This window comes from Paenibacillus jepli (assembly GCF_047238105.1).
Lineage (GTDB): Bacteria > Bacillota > Bacilli > Paenibacillales > Paenibacillaceae > Paenibacillus_D.
In genome coordinates this window covers 2,740,849-2,757,410 of record NZ_JBDFMD010000001.1, presented here as the reverse complement: position 1 = coordinate 2,757,410, position 16,562 = coordinate 2,740,849, and the positions used below count along the sequence as shown (strand labels likewise).

Annotated in this window: 17 protein-coding genes; 8 read left to right on the top strand and 9 right to left on the bottom strand. The window is 57.4% G+C overall.

Annotated elements, in window-relative coordinates:
• Positions 1-11 precede the first annotated feature (11 nt).
• Positions 12-890 carry a fumarylacetoacetate hydrolase family protein gene (locus tag ABC336_RS12230; RefSeq protein ID WP_413238914.1) on the top strand — a complete coding sequence of 293 codons (879 nt, stop codon included), beginning with the start codon at positions 12-14 and terminating at the stop codon, positions 888-890.
• Positions 891-949: 59 nt separating this feature from the next.
• Here ABC336_RS12230 and ABC336_RS12225 read toward each other — a convergent pair whose 3' ends face one another.
• Genes ABC336_RS12225 through ABC336_RS12215 form a run of 3 tightly spaced genes read right to left on the bottom strand, consistent with a single transcriptional unit; the run spans position 950 to position 3,570 of the window.
• Positions 950-1,480 (bottom strand): hypothetical protein, encoded by a 531-nt coding sequence (locus tag ABC336_RS12225; RefSeq protein WP_413238913.1) that lies wholly within the window; start codon positions 1,478-1,480, stop codon positions 950-952.
• A 33-nt stretch (positions 1,481-1,513) separates the two neighbouring features.
• Positions 1,514-2,887, bottom strand: coding sequence for a sensor histidine kinase (locus ABC336_RS12220; protein ID WP_413238912.1), 1,374 nt, complete (start codon positions 2,885-2,887; stop codon positions 1,514-1,516).
• Entirely contained in the window at positions 2,884-3,570 is a 687-nt protein-coding gene (locus ABC336_RS12215) for a response regulator (RefSeq protein ID WP_413238911.1), read from the bottom strand. The genes ABC336_RS12220 and ABC336_RS12215 overlap by 4 nt, the downstream gene beginning before the upstream one ends.
• A gap of 686 nt (positions 3,571-4,256) precedes the next feature.
• Between ABC336_RS12215 and ABC336_RS12210 the strand changes: the two genes are divergently transcribed.
• The 6 genes from ABC336_RS12210 (at position 4,257) to ABC336_RS12185 (ending at position 8,608) form a co-directional block, all read left to right on the top strand.
• Positions 4,257-4,457, top strand: a complete 201-nt coding sequence (locus tag ABC336_RS12210) for a DUF5957 family protein (protein ID WP_413238910.1) — start codon at positions 4,257-4,259, stop codon at positions 4,455-4,457.
• Positions 4,454-4,864 carry a DUF6220 domain-containing protein gene (locus ABC336_RS12205; protein ID WP_413238909.1) on the top strand — a complete coding sequence of 137 codons (411 nt, stop codon included), beginning with the start codon at positions 4,454-4,456 and terminating at the stop codon, positions 4,862-4,864. The genes ABC336_RS12210 and ABC336_RS12205 overlap by 4 nt, the downstream gene beginning before the upstream one ends.
• 144 nt (positions 4,865-5,008) lie before the next feature.
• Complete coding sequence (locus tag ABC336_RS12200; protein WP_413238908.1) at positions 5,009-5,680, top strand: PspA/IM30 family protein; 672 nt, start codon at positions 5,009-5,011, stop codon at positions 5,678-5,680.
• Between the two features lie 28 nt (positions 5,681-5,708).
• Positions 5,709-6,740, top strand: coding sequence for a TFIIB-type zinc ribbon-containing protein (locus ABC336_RS12195; protein WP_413238907.1), 1,032 nt, complete (start codon positions 5,709-5,711; stop codon positions 6,738-6,740).
• Positions 6,737-7,495, top strand: a complete 759-nt coding sequence (locus ABC336_RS12190; RefSeq protein ID WP_413238906.1) for a TPM domain-containing protein — start codon at positions 6,737-6,739, stop codon at positions 7,493-7,495. Before ABC336_RS12195 ends, ABC336_RS12190 begins: the two co-directional genes overlap by 4 nt.
• An 18-nt stretch (positions 7,496-7,513) precedes the next feature.
• Positions 7,514-8,608, top strand: coding sequence for an SPFH domain-containing protein (locus ABC336_RS12185; RefSeq protein ID WP_413238905.1), 1,095 nt, complete (start codon positions 7,514-7,516; stop codon positions 8,606-8,608).
• Positions 8,609-8,781: 173 nt separating this feature from the next.
• Here the strand turns inward: ABC336_RS12185 and ABC336_RS12180 are convergent, their stop codons facing one another.
• From ABC336_RS12180 to ABC336_RS12155, 6 genes are all read right to left on the bottom strand, one after another.
• Positions 8,782-9,561 carry a tyrosine-protein phosphatase gene (locus ABC336_RS12180; protein WP_413238904.1) on the bottom strand — a complete coding sequence of 260 codons (780 nt, stop codon included), beginning with the start codon at positions 9,559-9,561 and terminating at the stop codon, positions 8,782-8,784.
• Positions 9,562-9,633: 72 nt separating this feature from the next.
• The gene (locus ABC336_RS12175; RefSeq protein WP_413242495.1) at positions 9,634-10,269 is read right to left on the bottom strand and encodes a GntR family transcriptional regulator; all 636 of its coding nucleotides are present in this window, start codon (positions 10,267-10,269) and stop codon (positions 9,634-9,636) included.
• 110 nt (positions 10,270-10,379) lie between these two features.
• Positions 10,380-11,927 carry an ABC transporter substrate-binding protein gene (locus tag ABC336_RS12170; RefSeq protein ID WP_413238903.1) on the bottom strand — a complete coding sequence of 516 codons (1,548 nt, stop codon included), beginning with the start codon at positions 11,925-11,927 and terminating at the stop codon, positions 10,380-10,382.
• A gap of 61 nt (positions 11,928-11,988) precedes the next feature.
• Positions 11,989-12,876, bottom strand: coding sequence for a carbohydrate ABC transporter permease (locus ABC336_RS12165; protein ID WP_413238902.1), 888 nt, complete (start codon positions 12,874-12,876; stop codon positions 11,989-11,991).
• A gap of 13 nt (positions 12,877-12,889) precedes the next feature.
• Entirely contained in the window at positions 12,890-13,822 is a 933-nt protein-coding gene (locus ABC336_RS12160; RefSeq protein ID WP_413238901.1) for an ABC transporter permease, read from the bottom strand.
• Positions 13,823-13,837: 15 nt separating this feature from the next.
• Positions 13,838-14,671 carry a metallophosphoesterase family protein gene (locus ABC336_RS12155; protein ID WP_413238900.1) on the bottom strand — a complete coding sequence of 278 codons (834 nt, stop codon included), beginning with the start codon at positions 14,669-14,671 and terminating at the stop codon, positions 13,838-13,840.
• Positions 14,672-15,224: 553 nt separating this feature from the next.
• Between ABC336_RS12155 and ABC336_RS12150 the strand changes: the two genes are divergently transcribed.
• Positions 15,225-16,556 carry an FAD-binding oxidoreductase gene (locus ABC336_RS12150; protein ID WP_413238899.1) on the top strand — a complete coding sequence of 444 codons (1,332 nt, stop codon included), beginning with the start codon at positions 15,225-15,227 and terminating at the stop codon, positions 16,554-16,556.
• The last annotated feature ends 6 nt before the right edge of the window (positions 16,557-16,562 follow it).

Genomic DNA, 16,562 nt, shown 5'->3' with positions numbered 1-16,562 from the left:
AGAGAGGCTGGATGAAAATGGCTACGCTCAAAATCGGCGAGGTGGAGAAGGCTGCGATCCGGGCGCCTCATGGGTATGTGCTGCTGGAATCGCTAGGCGGCAAGTGGCCGACAGAGCTGTTGGAGCTGCTGAGAAGCGGCTTGCTGGGCGAGCTGCATGCATGGTACCGCGAGGGCGGCGCAGAGGTGCTGCTGCGGCTGCCTGCAGTAGATACCGCGGGGCTTCGATACGGTCCGCTCTATCGCGAGCCGTCCAAGATCTGGGGCATCGGCATGAACTATGTCGCCGAAGAGTCGGAGCTGCTGCAGATCCCGGCGGGCGAGGAGCCGGTCGGCTTCATGAAGCCGGCCACGGCGCTGATCGGCCCCGGAGAGAAGATCCGGGTCCCGGAGGGCTTCGGCGAGGTGACGGCGGAGGCCGAGCTCGCGATCGTCATCGGCAAGGCGTGCCGCGGCATTACAGAAGCGGAAGCGCCTTCAGTGGTAGCCGGCTTCACGACGGCCCTCGATATGACCGCCTCGGACATCCACGCCCGCAACCCGCGGTTCCTGACGCGTGCGAAGAGCTTCGATACGTTCCTCTCGATCGGGCCGGAGCTCGTCACGCCGGATGAAGTGGGCGATGTGCTGGATCTCGAGGTGGAGACGGTGTGGGGCGGCGAGGTGAAGCATGCCAACCGGATCCGCAACATGCGATTCCGGCCGTGGTACACCGTCGCTTTTCATGCGGCTTTCATGACGCTGCTGCCGGGCGATATCATCCTTACGGGGACGCCGGGAGCGGTCGTGATCCGGGACGGGGATGTGGTCGAGTGCCGCGTGGGCGGCATGCAGCCGCTGGTCAATCCGGTGGCTGCGATACCGGCAGTTCCTCAAGTGGAGGCAGGATAAAGGCAGGTACAGCGGCGCTTCCCGGACGGGGAGCGCCGCTGCTGCGCGTGCTGCCGTCTTCAGGCGGTGCCCCGGCGGGAGTCTGAGTAAAGCCAGGCCAGGGCCCATAGGCCCGCAAGGGGCTTGAGAGCGGCGATCAGCAGGCCGTTATGGACGCGGCTGGAGAGGATGCCGGCATCCAGCTGGCCCGGGGACGCGGCGTCAGCTGCGGTAGATAACTGGCCGATCCCGAAGAGGCTTCCGATATCCAGCACACAGCCTGCCGCGAGCAGCGCCATCCCCATGCTCGGTCCGGTGGCAAGACGGTGCATCCGGGCCTGCAGAGTGGCGGTCTGGCCGCTGGGCGACAGCGTGAACCGGAGCGCCGCAGCGATCAGACAGGAGAGTGTCCAGACGACGCGCAGCTCCAGGTCCAGGATGAGGTGGCCAGTCGCGATCACGGCCGAGCCGGTCATCAGCACGAGCATACTGAGCGCTGTGCAGTGCTGCATTCTCCGCGATAGTCTGCTATCAACCGCTTGCCCGTTCAGTTTGACTTGCAGGGCGAGCGCTCCCCCAACCGCCACATTGACGCACCATAACCATGCCACGGCTTACCCCTCCCCTGAAGAAAGCTGTACCGCCTACGTTCCTGGCGCCGGTCTCTCGGCAACCGGCAGCCTTACGACAAATACCGTTCCCTCGCCCTCCGTGCTCCGCACTTCGATCGTTCCGTCATGCACGAGCACGAACTCTCTGGCAATCGCCAATCCCAGTCCCATGCCGCCGCTGTTGCGTGCCCGAGCCTCATCCGTGCGGTAGAATCGGTCGAATAGCCGGGGCAGATGCTCCTTGGAAATCCCTGGCCCCGTATCCGCGATCTCCGTCCGAAGCCAGCCCTTGCCGGCGGCGTGCCCCGCTTCGGCCTCTACCCGGATGCTGATCCGGCCGTTCGCGGGCGTATAGCGAACGGCATTGACTAGCAGGTTCAGGAACACCTGCATCATCCGGTGCGGATCCACATCGACCTGCGGGAGATCCGCCGGCGCCTGGATGTCGAGCGAGATGTCATTGTCCTCAGCTGACGGCTCGATCCGCGCAGCTATCCGTTCAAGCAGCGTGCCAAGGTTCGTCATCCTGCGCTCCAGCGGCAGCTGTCTCGCCTCCGCCAGGGAGAGCTGATGCAGATCGCTGACGAGCCGGCGCAGCCGGGTCAGCTCGTCCTGAAGCGGCAGCAGGCGTTCCGGCTCGATCGGCTGTCCGTGCAGCTGGAGCTGCTCCAGCTTGCCCTGGACGATGGTCAGCGGCGTCCGCAGCTCGTGGGCGACATCGGCGACGAGGTTGCGGCGGGCCAGTTCGCCTTTGTGCAGCTGTCTGGACATGTCGTTGAACGCAGCCGCCAAAGTCGCGTATTCATCCTTGGAGGTCACGGGTGCCTGAATGCCGAGCTCGCCCTGGCCGAGCCGTTCGATCGCAGGCAGGATGCGCCGCAGCGGTGCGGTGAGCCGCCCGGATACCCGGTAGGCGACGAAGAGAGCGAGCAGGATGAAGATGCATAGACTTGCTGAGAGCAGGAACAACGTCGAGAACGAGATGCCGAGCTGGATCTTCTTCAGGATGGCGCCTTCCGGGCTGTAGTGGTATAGCGAAGCGATCGTCTTCTGACCACTCTTCAGCTCCCGCTTGATCCCGAGATTGCGGAGGAGTCCGGCGCTCTCCCGGCCGTCTGCATAGAGCAAGTGTCCTTCGGCGGACACAAGGAGCAGACTGACGTCACTGGCTGCACTGCCGGAGCCTTCAAGTCGCTTCTCTAAGACATCGGCTGCGGGCCACCCATGCTCCTGCTCATACACTTCCACGATCCCCTCTGCCAGCTCGTCCAGCTGCCCGCCCAGCGTCGACTCGATCACCGCCCCCAGCGACTCGCGGATAACCAGCTCTGTCAACAGTACATAGACAACACTCAGGACGACGATGAACGACGCGATGGTCAGGAAGATCTTGCGGCTGACCTTCAAGGGTTGTCACCAAACCGGTAACCGAAGCCGTAGACGGTCAGGATGTAGCGGGGGCGGGCAGGGTCGTCCTCCAGCTTCTTCCGGAGCCGACTGATATGGGCATCGGCGGTTCGTTCGTCGTTCATGACGTCGTCCTCGAAGGCTGTCTGCAGCAGCTGGAGCCGGCTGTAGACGATCCCCGGTCTGGAGGCGAGCGTGAGCAGCAGCCGGAACTCGGTGGGCGTCAGCGTGATCTCTGCTCCGCGCTTCCAGACACGGCGCTGCGATTCGGAGATCGTCAGCTCGCCTCGCTCTATCGTCAGATCCGAAGGTCCTGCCCCCTCCATCCGCCGGAGCAGGGAGCGGATGCGGGCGACCAACTCGCGCAATGAGAACGGTTTTGTCAAATAATCGTCAGCTCCGACCTCCAGCCCGACGATTTTATCGGTCTCCTCGACCCGGGCCGTCACCATGATGATGCCGATCCGTCCCCTGCTGCGCAGCTCGCGGCACACTTCGATCCCGCTCATGCCGGGCATCATCCAGTCCAGGATGACAATCGAGGGCTGCTGCTCTCTTACGATCTGCAGCGCCTCGCGTCCGGAGGACGCCGTGAGGACGCCGTATCCCTCCTGCCGGAGGAAGGGAGCGATAAAGTCGATTACTTTCGGCTCGTCGTCGACGATGAGCACAGTATGTGTCAAGAAGGATCCCTTCTTTCTTACATTCTAAGCGTTATATGATTCCTGGGTTTCAGGCTGCAAAAAATGCGGCAATAGCAGCAGAAAGGGTCGCTGCAGCAGCTCGAGCCGAAGATTGCGGTGCAATAGCGGCAGAAAGGGTCATTGCAGCAGCTCGCACCGAAGATCTGGTGGCACTAGCGACTGGGCTCGACCGTTCACCGCGCTCCAAGGTACCTTTCTTCCCTAAGAGAGCGCGGGAACCAGCCGTCCGCTGAGCTGCAACGCACTTTTTGTTCCTTAGAGCGCCGGAACCAGCCGTTCGCTGAGCTGCAACGCACTTTTTGTTCCTTAGAGCGCGGGAACCGGCCGTTCGCTGAGCTGCAACGCACTTTTTGTTCCTTAGAGCGCCGGAACCAGCCGTTCGCTGAGCTGCAACGCACTTTTTGTTCCTTAGAGCGCCGGAACCAGCCGTCCACTGAGCTGCAACGCACTTTTTGTTCCTTGGAGCGCCGGAACCAGCCGTCCGCTGAGGCTGCAACAACGCACTGTTTGTTCACAGGGTTAACATCCTTGCTGTTGTATCCCCATTATAGGGGATTTTTTGCGTTTCGGGGCATTTTCACAGCATAAGCATACGAAGCGCATAAGTTCGCAACATTGTGCTGCTACAATGAACCCAGTTACAAGAGGTACAGGAGGCGTTGGTAATGAATAAACGGTTAAAGGTTGTGTTGATTGCGCTGGCGGGGGGATTGGTCGGGGGCTTCCTGTTATCGGAACTTATCGGGATCCTTGGTTACCTGATCACGGGAGAGGCTTGGGGGATTCGCTATCTGCCGTTCATCCTGCCGGTGGTCAGTGCGGTTGCGGCTGGGCTGATGACGGGCAACAGGCGGGGTGTCAGATGAAGAAACGGGTACATGAAGAACGGATGGGCTCGCGGGTCCGCTTCTTCAGGTGGGTGTTCTTTGGACTTGCCTGGGCGCTTGTAGGCTGTATTGCACTTCAGACGCTGTTTGCCGGCATGGCGATTTTTAACGACCCCGGACACTGGGGCAAGCACGAGATGTTTGTGCATTTCTTTCAGTTTGTTCCTTTAATCATGCTAATATTTAATGCCGCCGGACGTCTGCCCAAAGGTACGGGGTGGCTGACCTTGGCCTCGTTCCTACTGATCTACCTTCAATATATGACTGCCCATCTGCCTGCCGCAGGCGCATTGCACCCGGTCATGGCATTGGTGCTGATCGTCCTGACGCTGCTTGTGGCCAGACGAGCCTCTGCTGCTGTCTTCCGTCGCGGGGCGGAGGAATAACTCTTTATATTAGGCTGTGCGAGACACGCCGCCAAGCGCAATTTCTCCTGCGCGTGGCGGCGCTTTTGCATACATAATGAATCCTTTTGGTTAAAAGTAAGGTATTATAAGGGTAAGATGTGATCAGGCGAGGAGGCGTGTGCGATGGGAGTCTTGTCCCGGTTCAGAGATGTGATGAGGAGCAATGTGAATGCTTGGCTGAACAAAAACGACCAGTCGGATAAAGCGATTGATGGCTATATGCGGACCTTGCGGAGCGACCTCGGCCAGGTGAGGGCGGAAGCGTCGGCGATGCAGGTGGAGGTGAATCGCGCCAAGCGGGCGCTGGACGAGTGCCGGTCGGAGATCAAGAAGCTGCAGCGGTATGCAGAGCGGTCGGTCGAGCGGGGCGAGGAGGACGCGGCCCTGCGCCTCCTGGAGCAGAAGGCGGTACAGACTGGCAAGGAAGCGCAGCTGAGGGCGGCGCATGAACTGGCGGCAGCCAAGGCAGAGCGTATGCGGCACATGCAGGAGAAACTCGTCGCCGACGTAAGCCAGCTGGAGCTCAGACACGCCGAGCTGAAAAGCAAGATGGCGGATGCGCGGGCCCAGCAGCAGCGCAATGAGATGCAGGGCAGCGGCGGCTTTGCGGCGGCGGAAGCGAAAGTGAATCAGGCTTATGATGAAGCGATGGCGCTGGCTGAGCTGCGGGCGGAGCAGGAGAGCGACCTTGACGAGCTGTTCGCCGAGCTGGAGAAGCAGCTGGCGGCAGAGGCCGAAGCCTCTGCAGATCCACAGCAGGAGCTGACGGCGCTCAAGACGAAAGAGGCAGAGTAACGGATAGAGAGAGAATCGAGGTGAGAGAATGCCGGTTATCGAGTACAAATGTCCCAGCTGCGGCAGCGGGATGAATTTCGACAGCGCCTCCGGGATGCTGTCTTGCCCCAGCTGCGGAAGGCAGGACAAGATCGACGATACGTCAGATCCGCTAATGGTTCAGACGTTTGAGGAAGGCGAGGCGGTGGAGTACCACTGCAACAGCTGCGGCGCCGACATCATCACCGACCCGGAGACATCGGCGACCACTTGCAGCTTTTGCGGCTCGGCGGTTGTGCTGGCGGACCGGCTGACGGGCAAGCTGGCCCCTTCCAAGGTGATCCCCTTCGCGATCAGCAAGCAGCAGGCCGAGGAGGCCTTCCGCAAATGGTGCCGGGGCGGCCTGATCACCCCAAAAGGATTTATGACGGCGGACCGAATCAAGAGCATCACGGGCATGTATGTGCCGTTCTGGCTCTATGACATCGACAACAATATCGAGGTGCAAGGTCACGGCACCAAGGTCAGAACCTATACCCGGGGCGATTATCGCTATACCGAGACCCAGCATTATGAGGTGTACCGCAAGATCCGGCTGAACTACCACAAGGTGCCGGTCGACGCTTCGGAGAAGATGAAGGACGAACTGATGGACCGGCTGGAGCCGTTCCCCTATCAGCAGCTCAAGACGTTCAACTCGCCGTATCTGGCAGGCTATCTCGCGGAGAAATACAGCTACGACGACAAGCAGCTGCTGCCGCGGGTAAAGGACAAAATCGCGCCGTTCATCAATGCTTATATTCAATCCACAGTGCGCGGTTACGCAACGATGAGCTACAGCCGCAAGGATATCGATACGCGGCAGAAGCATGCCGATTACGCCTTGCTGCCGGTCTGGATGGTACACTATGATTACAACAAGAAGGGCTACACCTTTGCGATGAACGGCCAGACGGGCAAGGTCGTCGGCAAGCCGCCGATCAGCAAAGGCAAAGTGGCGGCCTGGTTCGGCGGCGTCGCAGGCGTCACGCTGCTAGCGCTCAAGACGGTCTCATGGGCGATGGGAGGGGGGTTCTTGTGAAGCGAATTCCCCTAAAGTTAGTTGGGGTGCTGCTCCTGATCGGCCTGTTCATCCTCCCTGCGAGCGGGCTGGCTGCGGACAAACAACTGATCTTCGACGATGCAGGCCTGTTGACGGCGGAGGAGGCGCAGGAGCTCAACGCCCTCGCGAACCAGTTGGGCGCGGAGCGGCAGACGGAATTTATTATTCTTACGACGGATAATCCGGATGATATCGATATAGAAGTTTTTATGGGTGATTTTATCGATGCGCGCATGCCCGAGAATGCGGCTGTCCTTACTATGGATATGAGATACCGGGACATCCATCTTGCAGGCTTCGGCTTGGCGGAAGATTACCTGACCAATGAGCGCCTGAATAAGATTCGCAGAGGCATCACTTCCGATCTGAGTGCAGGCTATTATGCCGACGCTTTCCGGGAGTTCATCGAGGAATCTCATCGTTATATGGGCTATGATCCGAATTTTAACCCGGATAATATTTTGTTCAAGCTGTGGTTTCAACTGGCGGTATCATTGGCGCTGGGCGGAATTGTCGTAGTCGTGCTGGTCTACCGCTCCGGCGGCCGGGTGACCATCAACCGGCAGACGTATGAGGACGGAGCTAATTCTGGCGTGCTTGCACACCGGGATACGTATCTGCGGACGACGACGACCAAAACCAAGATCCCCCGCAACACTGGTGGAGGTGGCGGTGGAGGCGGCGGCAGGACCGGCGGCGGGCGTTCATACAGCGGCAGCCGTGGGAAATTCTAATCGAAGGGACGATGCGCAATGGTATTCTTTCGCAACCAATTCGCCAATGTGGTCGAATGGGAAGAGTTCAGAGACGATATGATCTTCTGGAAGTGGAGCAACAAGGAGATCAAGAAGGGCAGCAAGCTCATCATCCGTCCGGGGCAGGATGCGATCTTCTTCAATAACGGCCGCATCGAAGGCGTCTTCGAGCAGGAAGGGGATTACAATATCGAATCCCAGATCATCCCGTTCCTCTCGACGCTCAAGGGCTTCAAGTTCGGCTTCAACAGCGGCATGCGGGTGGAGGTGCTCTTCGTCAATACGAAGGAATTCACCGTCCGCTGGGGCACGCAGAATCCTGTGCTGATCCCGACGCCGCAGCTGCCGGGCGGGATGCCGATCCGCGCCAACGGCACATTCAACTTCAAGGTGAACGACTATGTCACGCTGATCGACAAGATCGCCGGCATGCGCAGCAGTTACCTGGTTGAGGATGTGCGGATCCGCATCACCTCGGCGCTCGATCAGCTCCTGATGAAGTGGATCAGCCGGGAAGGCAAGGATATGTTCAACCTGCAAGCCAACGCCCATGATATCGCCAAAGGAATCCGCGAGGACCTGGACATGGAGATTATGGACAACGGCATCACCATCACCGGGTTCAACGTCATGAGCTTCAACTATCCGAAGGAGATCCAGGATATGATCACCAAGACGGCCTCGCATGAGATGGTCGGCAATCTGTCCAAGTACCAGCAGATCTCCATGACCGACGGCATCGCCTCCGGCAAGGTCCAGGGCGGCGGCGCGGCCTCAGATATGGCGGGGATGATGATGGGGATGAACATGGCCAATGAAATGATGAAGAACATGAATCAACAGGGGCAGGGTCAGAACCAGGGTCAGAATCAAAACCAAAACCAAAACCAAAACCAAAACCAAAACCAAAACCAAAACCAAAACCAAAACCAAAACCAAAACCAAAACCAGAATGGCAACCAGCATTCTTCTTCATCGGATGGCGGCGGTTCGTCCTCAGGCGGCCAGAGCAAGCCAAACTTCTGTCCCAACTGCGGAGCCAAAAACGAAGGCGCCAATTTCTGCTCGAACTGCGGCCACAAGCTGGGCTGAATTGTTGGCGGAGATCCCCAACCTGGTCGGCAGGCTGCTGAAAAAGTGCTGACTAAATGGAAGAAGGTACTGCACCCGGATTGTATAAGGGAGCAGTACCTTTTTTTTGTTGAGAAATTGGCGAGTGGCTGTGAGTGGTGCTCGGCTCACGAAAGGACACAGTAACCTCTAATTCACGAAACCAGGCAAAACTCGCGAATGCGGTCGCGCTCCTCCGGCGTAATGCCGAATTCCTGTGCGAAGTAGTTGTCCCAAGTGTCGTAGCGATTGACCACCGCGTCGATCGCGGCCTGGAGATAGTCCGGATCGGCAACGAAAATATCCTGCAGATCGGCAAGTTGATGCGGCTCCAGTTCGCCGGCAAGCCCCTCCAACCGCTGCCGCAGCTTCGGTCCGAGCGTTTCGTTCGTCAGCAAATAGTCTGCCATCGCCGTTTCGTCGGACACACCCAGCAGCTTCAGAATGAGCAGCGCGCCGACGCCCGTCCTGTCTTTCCCGCCGGCGCAATGATGCAGGATGCCGTGCCGTTTGGGGTCCGCAAGCGCTTCGAGCAGAAACCGGTAAGCGGGATTCGCAAAAGGCAGCTTGCCGTAAACGTCCAGCATAATGCCACGGTTCAACGCGTGGAGGTTGAGCGTATCGTTCACGACGCCGCCGGCCCCCGCCGCCAGCGAACTGGTGTCGTACCGGCGATATTCCACACCGGCCAACGCCGGCGTCGGACTGCGTTCCGCTTCGCCGTCGGTGCGATAATCGAGCATCGTGCGCAACGATAGCCGTTGCAGCGTCCGCCCATCCTCGTCGGTCAAACTTCCGAGTTCGTCGGAGCGGAACAGGATGCCGTATTTGACCGTACGGCCGTCCTCCGCCGGATAACCGCCCATATCGCGAAAATTATGCGCGCCCTCAAGCGCGACGATTCGGTTATTCATTCTATCAGGAATAATGGCCATCAATCGTACTTCCTTTTTTATTATAAATTTGAACCGCTCTCATCGGCGGCCATGAAATTGCAATCCATGCGCTTATCGCATCATCCGCACCAATTCCTCGCAAATGTTCCGCATCGATTCCAAGAACACTTTACGCGCACCGGGGATATTGTCCTCGGTCAACATGCGGTACACTTCGGCGTACATTTTTCTGCTTTTGTACGGGCGGTTCGGGTTGTTGAACGTACGATGCACCATGACGAAATATAAAATTTTGTCCTTGTACGTATCGAACGTCTGCAGGATGCAGCGGTTCTGGCTGGTGGCCAGCATCGTCCGCATGAACAACAGACCGTTCTCGTAATATTCGCGGTAGCGTCTCTCCTCGCTCGCCTCGATCAGACGGTCCAATTGCTCCTTCATGACCGCAAGCTCGTCCTTGTATTGTTGCGGCTCGACGGTGTCCAGCACGTGGACGTACAGCGCCGTCAACAAGTCGAACATGTCGTACAATTCATTCACATCGACGCCTTTGACGAGAATGCCTCGTTTCTTGAGCGTTTCGACGAAGCCTTCGCGCGACAGCAGCGTCATCGCATCGCGAATCGGCGTCCGGCTCATATTCAGTTCGGCGGCGAGCTCGTTCTCGGACAGCAAAGCGCCGGGCAAATAGTCGCCGTTTAGCAACTTTTGGCGAATTTGGTGGTAAGCGATATCGACCAGGGGCATATCGGTCAAGATGGACCTCTCCTTTTTCCAAAATGCCGGGGAGGCGACCGGGAGTCCGTCCGCGCAGCGCGGAGGCCCGCGGCCGTTCCCCGACTCGATGAATTTTGTGATTATTTTTGGGTTTTCGCCCACTCGTCAAGCTGACGCTGCTTCTCGGCCACGATATTGTCGCTTCCCGCGGCTTTCAATTTTGCGATGAACTTCGGCAGGTTTTCCTGCGGATCGAGCGTACCCGTCTCCAGTCCGATCGCAAACTCGTTCACCACATTGCTAACCGCGGCCATTTCCGTCTTGACGTTGTTCGCGTCGAAAATGAAACCCAGCGCTTTCGACGGCGTGGCGTTTTTGTTGAATGCGTCGACCTTCTTCCAGATGTCCGGGTCTTCCGTCGGCCAGTTGTAGGACAAAAACTGATTGCCGAACAAGTAAGCCAGGTTGAAGTTATACCCGACGTTCGTAGCATCGACGTCGGACGGATAATCGATCATGTTGTCCGATTTCTTCACATAATGCTTGCCCTCGATGCCCCAGGCCAGCAGATTGAACAACTGCTTGTCCGTGTAGAGCAGGTTGATCAGCATCATCGCTCTGTCCGGATCTTTGGAGCTTATCGGAATCGCCCACATGGCATTGTTGATCGTGTCCGAGGTTGCATAATCCTCACTCAGTCTGACGCCGATCATCTCATGGCCGACAACCCGGGATATTTCCTTGTCGATGCCAGGCTTCATATTCGTCAGAAACGAAAACGCCTCACCGGCCTTCACGAGTCCCCGGCCGTCCTGCTTGCTCGAAGCGGCATCCTTCGGCAAATAACCGGCCTGGAACCACTTGCGCATCAAATTCAATTCGTCCGCATACTGTGGAGTTTCATACCAGTTTACCACTTTCATACCATTGTCGTAACCAGGCAGCACGCCGACGCTTCCGCCAAGCGGGTCAAACGGCAGATAGCCTTGAAAAAATGGCGAGGTGCCCGGGTTTTTGGCCACAAGCGGGATCACATCCGGTTCGTTTTCCTTGATCGTCCGGAATACGGTGTCCAGATCGTCCAGCGTCTTGATGGTGGTGACGTCGATGCCGTATTGGTCGACCAAATCTTTGCGCATCTCGATGCCGTAGTACGTGGCCATGTCCTTGATCGCCGGAATGCCGTAGAGCGTGCCGTTTACTTTGGCGGCTGCCAACTGGGCAGGGCTCACCGCTTCCTGAATGCCGGAACCGTAATTCTCCAGCAGCTCATCCAGCGGCGAGTAACTCCCGTTCAACGCCGTCGAGCTGTAATTAAACAGGTTGGAGGCGATCATCAGATCGACCTTCTCGTTGCTGGTGAGCATCAAATTCGATTGCTGCCCCCACTGGCTCGGAGCAATCGGCATAATTTTGACCGTCGCATTGATTTTCTCCCGCAAAATTTTGTTCATCTCGTCCTGCACGGCCGGCAAGTCCGGCTGATCGTTGCCCCAGAAGGCGACCGTCAATTCGTAAGGCGCCAACTCAGGTGCGCTTGACTCCGCCGAAGACGCCGCCGCGGACGACAAAGGCGCGTCACCGCTTCGGGCGTTGCCGGCATTATTGCCGCCGCAGCCGGCCAGCAGCATCCCCGATGTCAGTAGGACAGCCAGTCCCGCTTGCACTGCGTTTCGTTTCTTGAACATGGAATAAAAACCTCCTATGAGAATGTGTGGTATGCCAACCAGTTGAAGATTGGATAAGGCCTTATCCTTTGATCGCACCGATCGTCAGCCCTTTTACGAAATAACGCTGGAAGAACGGATAGGCGACCGCGAGCGGAACGATCCCGATGACCGCCATCGCCATGCGCACCGTTTCCCTCGGAACGTCCGCCAACATGTCGCTCGCATTTCCGGAGAAATTGCCGTTGGTCAGAAATTCGAAGTCGAGTAAAATCCGGTTCAGCAAGCTTTGCAAGCTGTACAGCTTGCTGTCGGTAATGTAGAGCATGCCGTTATACCAGTCGTTCCAATAATGAATCGTCTGGAACAGCCCGATCGTCGCCAAAATCGGCAGCGACAGCGGCAGCACGATCTGCACGAACGTGCGGAATTCGCCGGCTCCGTCCATGTGGGCCGATTCGATGACGGGAACCGGCACCGAAGTGGCGAAAAACGAGCGCATCAGCATGATATAGAACGCGTTCATCAGCAGCCCCGGCACGATCAGGGCGAGCAGCGTGTTCTTCAGCTCGAACAACTGCGTGTAAACCAGGTAGGTCGGCACCAGACCGCCGTTCAGCAGCAGCGTGAAGATTACGAAAAATGACCCCATCTTGTTGAAAGGCATATCCTTGCGCGATAACGGGTAGGCCAGCAAAGCGGTAACGGTCAGTCCGGCAACGGTCCCAAGCGCCGTGATGGTGATCGTGATGCCGTAGGCGCGCAAAATCCGGCCGATATCGTGCCACAAATACCGATAGGCGTCCAGGCTGAACGCCTCCGGAAAGAAAGAATACCCGTTGCGCACAATCGACTGCTCGTCCGTCAACGAAGCGATAAACAGCAGAATAAGCGGGAGCAGGCAAAAAGCCGCAAGCCACAACAGCGCGAGGTGCACGAACCAGGACCAGAAGGAGTTTTTCGTGTGCAAGAGAATCCCCCTCTTAATATAAGGCGTTGTCTTTATTGATTTTTCTGACGACAGCGTTGGACAACAGCACCAGCACGAAACCGACAACGGATTGATAGACGCCGGCCGCCGAGGACATCCCGACATCGCCGATCGTAAGCAAGGCGCGGTACACATACGTATCAATGACGTTGGTCGTCGATTGCAGCGCCCCCGCGTTAAGCGGGACTTGGTAAAACAGGCCGAAGTCGGAGTAGAAAATGCGGCCGATCTGCAGCAAAGTCATGATCGTAATGACCGGCACAAGCAGCGGAACCGTAATGCTCCTGATCTGCTGCCATTTGCCGGCCCCGTCAATCGTCGCCGCTTCGTAATACTCCGGATCGATACCGACGATCGAAGCCAAGTAGACTACGCTCAAGTAGCCCGCGCTGCTCCAAATATGCACGGTCGCCAAAATGTACGGCCAGTATTGCGCTTCGCTGTACCAGGCGATATCCGGCAAACCAAGCAACGGCAAAATCGTTTTGCCGACGAAGCCGGTATCCGTGCCGAGCAGCGAGTATACCAGGTAGCCGACGATGACCATCGAGATCAGGTACGGAAGCAGAACCGCGCTTTGATAAAAGCGGGACAACCATTTTTTTTGAACCTCGTTGAGCAAAATCGCCACGCCGACCGGCACGATCAAGTTCAAGCAAATAAAAACGGCGTTATACAGCAGTGTGTTTCGGGTAATCAACAGCGCGTCCGACGTTTTGAACAAATACTCGAAGTTTTTGAACCCGACCCAGTCGCTGCCGAGAATGCCCTTCGCATAGTTGAAGTCTTTGAACGCAATGACGACGCCGAACATCGGCAAATAATTATTGATCAGTAGGTAGAGGATGCCGGGCAGCATCATGAGCCATAACGCAGCGTAACGCCGGGGCTTGTTCGCCTTGGTGCCGGCCGCCTGCAGCTTCATCTCGAGTGACACCTCCTAACTTCTGGCCTGGACAATGCCAAACTGCGCCAATTCCAGACGGAAAAGCTCTTCGTGCGGGACCGGCAGTGTGACCGTCTGAACGGAAGGCCGGCGGTTGGTCACGGTGACGATGTTGTAGCTGCAATAGTTCTGGCCCGCGACGAAGCCGTCGCCCATCCTTTTTCCCATGTAGGTCGTCCCGGTCGCGGCCACGCTGAAAATGCCGTTGTAGAAACCGGTATTGTGCGTATGGACGTGGCCCGCGAAGACGCCGACGATATCGCATCCGCCTTTGATTACGGCCGCCACTTCCTCCGTGTTGGTCAGCAAATATTCCGGAGCCACATCGTTGACCGCCAGCATCGGATGATGCAGCGCGATGACCGTGCCGTTCGGTGCCGTTGTTTGCAGTTGCTCGGCCAGCCAAGCCAGTTGCTCTTGGTCGATCGCTCCGGCTCCGGTGTCATCGCCCGGTACTTGCGAGTTGAGCGCGATCAGCCGCAAACCGCCGACTGTCGCCGTGTAGTAGTAGGGCTGCTCGGAAGGCGTCTCGCCCAGGTAGCCTTCCCGGAAAGGCGAACGATGGTCGTGGTTGCCAAGCATCACATAGACAGGAGCGTCGATGAGCGCCGAGCCTTCGTCCACCAACTGGCGAAAATAGGCGTAGTCCTCCGCATTGCCCTCGTGCGTGAGATCGCCGGTAATGACGGCAAAAGCGGGCGCGTAACCGGACCTTCGCACATCTTGAAACACACGCTTGACTTTGTCGGCCATGCCGACTTGAAACAACTCCCGTCCCGGCGCATTCATATGCGTGTCGGTCAAATGAATGAATTGTACGGTTTCCATGGTCTGTTCCTCCGATGTCGATCAAGTTTCTTACATACAAGATTATCGATCTTGAATGTAATGGCTGTATTATTGGGATGCAAAACTATTGTAAAGTCCGAGATTGCGCGAATGCGAGCATAAAAATACGCCCTCCGTCCCAACGGGCAACGGAAGGCAATCGATCTTCGGTTTAAACGATCGTCGGCACCTAAAGAACGTGGTATTGGAAAGGAACTTCTTCAGCATTCGCTAATTTTCCAGATCAGTCTTACAGGGCTCAGCAAAAAACAAGCACTCCTTTGTTTTTAATCGATTTAATTCGGTCGATTTCTAGAGTGCACGAGTGCTGCTCCCGACAGGTTGTGAATTTTTTGTCATACGCACAGCCGCAGGACGTTTTTTTGGCAGGGTCACAAATGTCAAGAAAGTTAACGCAGATGAATTGACACTCCTTCTTAAGCCTGCCTATAATCGAAATAATCTGACATCGATTGGATTGCTTTCGTTAACAACGTTAACTATATGACAGATTAACTTATCTGTCGAACATCAGAAGAGGGAGAGTGCTTGCATGAAACAAGGATGGCAAGAAGCGCTGAAGAATGAGCTCCCGCAAGAGATCCTGCTGTGGGACCATCACTCGCTCGTCAAGTTCTCCAATGACATGCACCATCTGTCCCCCGTGCTGGAGAATGCGCTCGCAGGGAAACTGGCCGATTGCATCGCGGTGCCGACCACTCTCGCAGAGCTGGACCGGGTGATCGCGTTCGCTGCGCGCTGGGAGGTGCCGCTGACCCCGAGGGGCGGGGGTACCTGCAACTACGGGCAATGCGTACCCTTGACCGGAGGCATCGTCATCGATGTGACCAAGCTGAACCGGGTACTTGAGATCGGCGACGGGTATATGCGGGTCGAACCTGGCGCCAACATGGGGCGGATGGAAACGGCTGCCCGTGAAGCCGGACAAGAGATGCTGCTGCTGCCGACGACGTTCAAGAAGTCGACGCTGGCGGGTTTTCTTATGGGCGGGTTTGGCGGTGTCGGTTCCATCGCCTGGGGGACGATCTGGGACGGTATGGTGGAGCGTCTGACGATCCGGACGGTGGAGATGGAGCCCCGGACGGTTGTGGTCCAGGGCGAGGAGATCCAGCCGTACCTTCACAGCTACGGGACGATCGGCATTATTACGGAGATCCGGGTCGCGCTGGCTCCGAAGACTAAGTGGATCCAGTACGGCGTTACCTTTGATGATTGGCAGACGGCTGCCCGGTTCGGATATGAGCTGGCAGACGATGACTTGATCCGCAAGCGGCTTGTCTCGGTCAATGAGTGGCCGATCCCGTCGTACTTTACTCCGTTCAAGCTGCCGACGGACCGTGCCCTGGTATTCGTCATGCTGGACGCTGATCATGAGCAGCGGCTGCAGGTACTTGCGGCGCGCTGGAGAGGGCGGATCGATATGCAGCTGCCCTACGATGAATATCATAAGAAGCTGGGGATCTCCGATTTCTCATTCGGCCATTATCGGCTGTGGGTGCAGAAGCAGGACCCGGCCTATACCAATATCCAGCTGTTCCTCGACCCGGAGCGGTATATCGAGCAGTTCGAGGCCATCAAGGCGGAGTTCCCCGATCTGCTCGTTCACATCGAATTTATGCGTAAAGGGACGCGGCTCGCTCTGATGGGTACGCCGATCTTCCGCTATGAGACAGAAGCGCGTATCCAGCGGCTCAAGGAGCGCTGCATCGCGCACGGAGCAAAGGTGGACGATCCTCATACGTATGATTTGGAAGGCGGCGGACGCGCGTATTCGGTGGACACGCTATGGGCGATCAAGCACAGCAATGATCCGCTGTTGCTGCTGAATCAAGAGAAGCTGTCCCGGCCGAAGGCGGCACAGTAGAAGAAG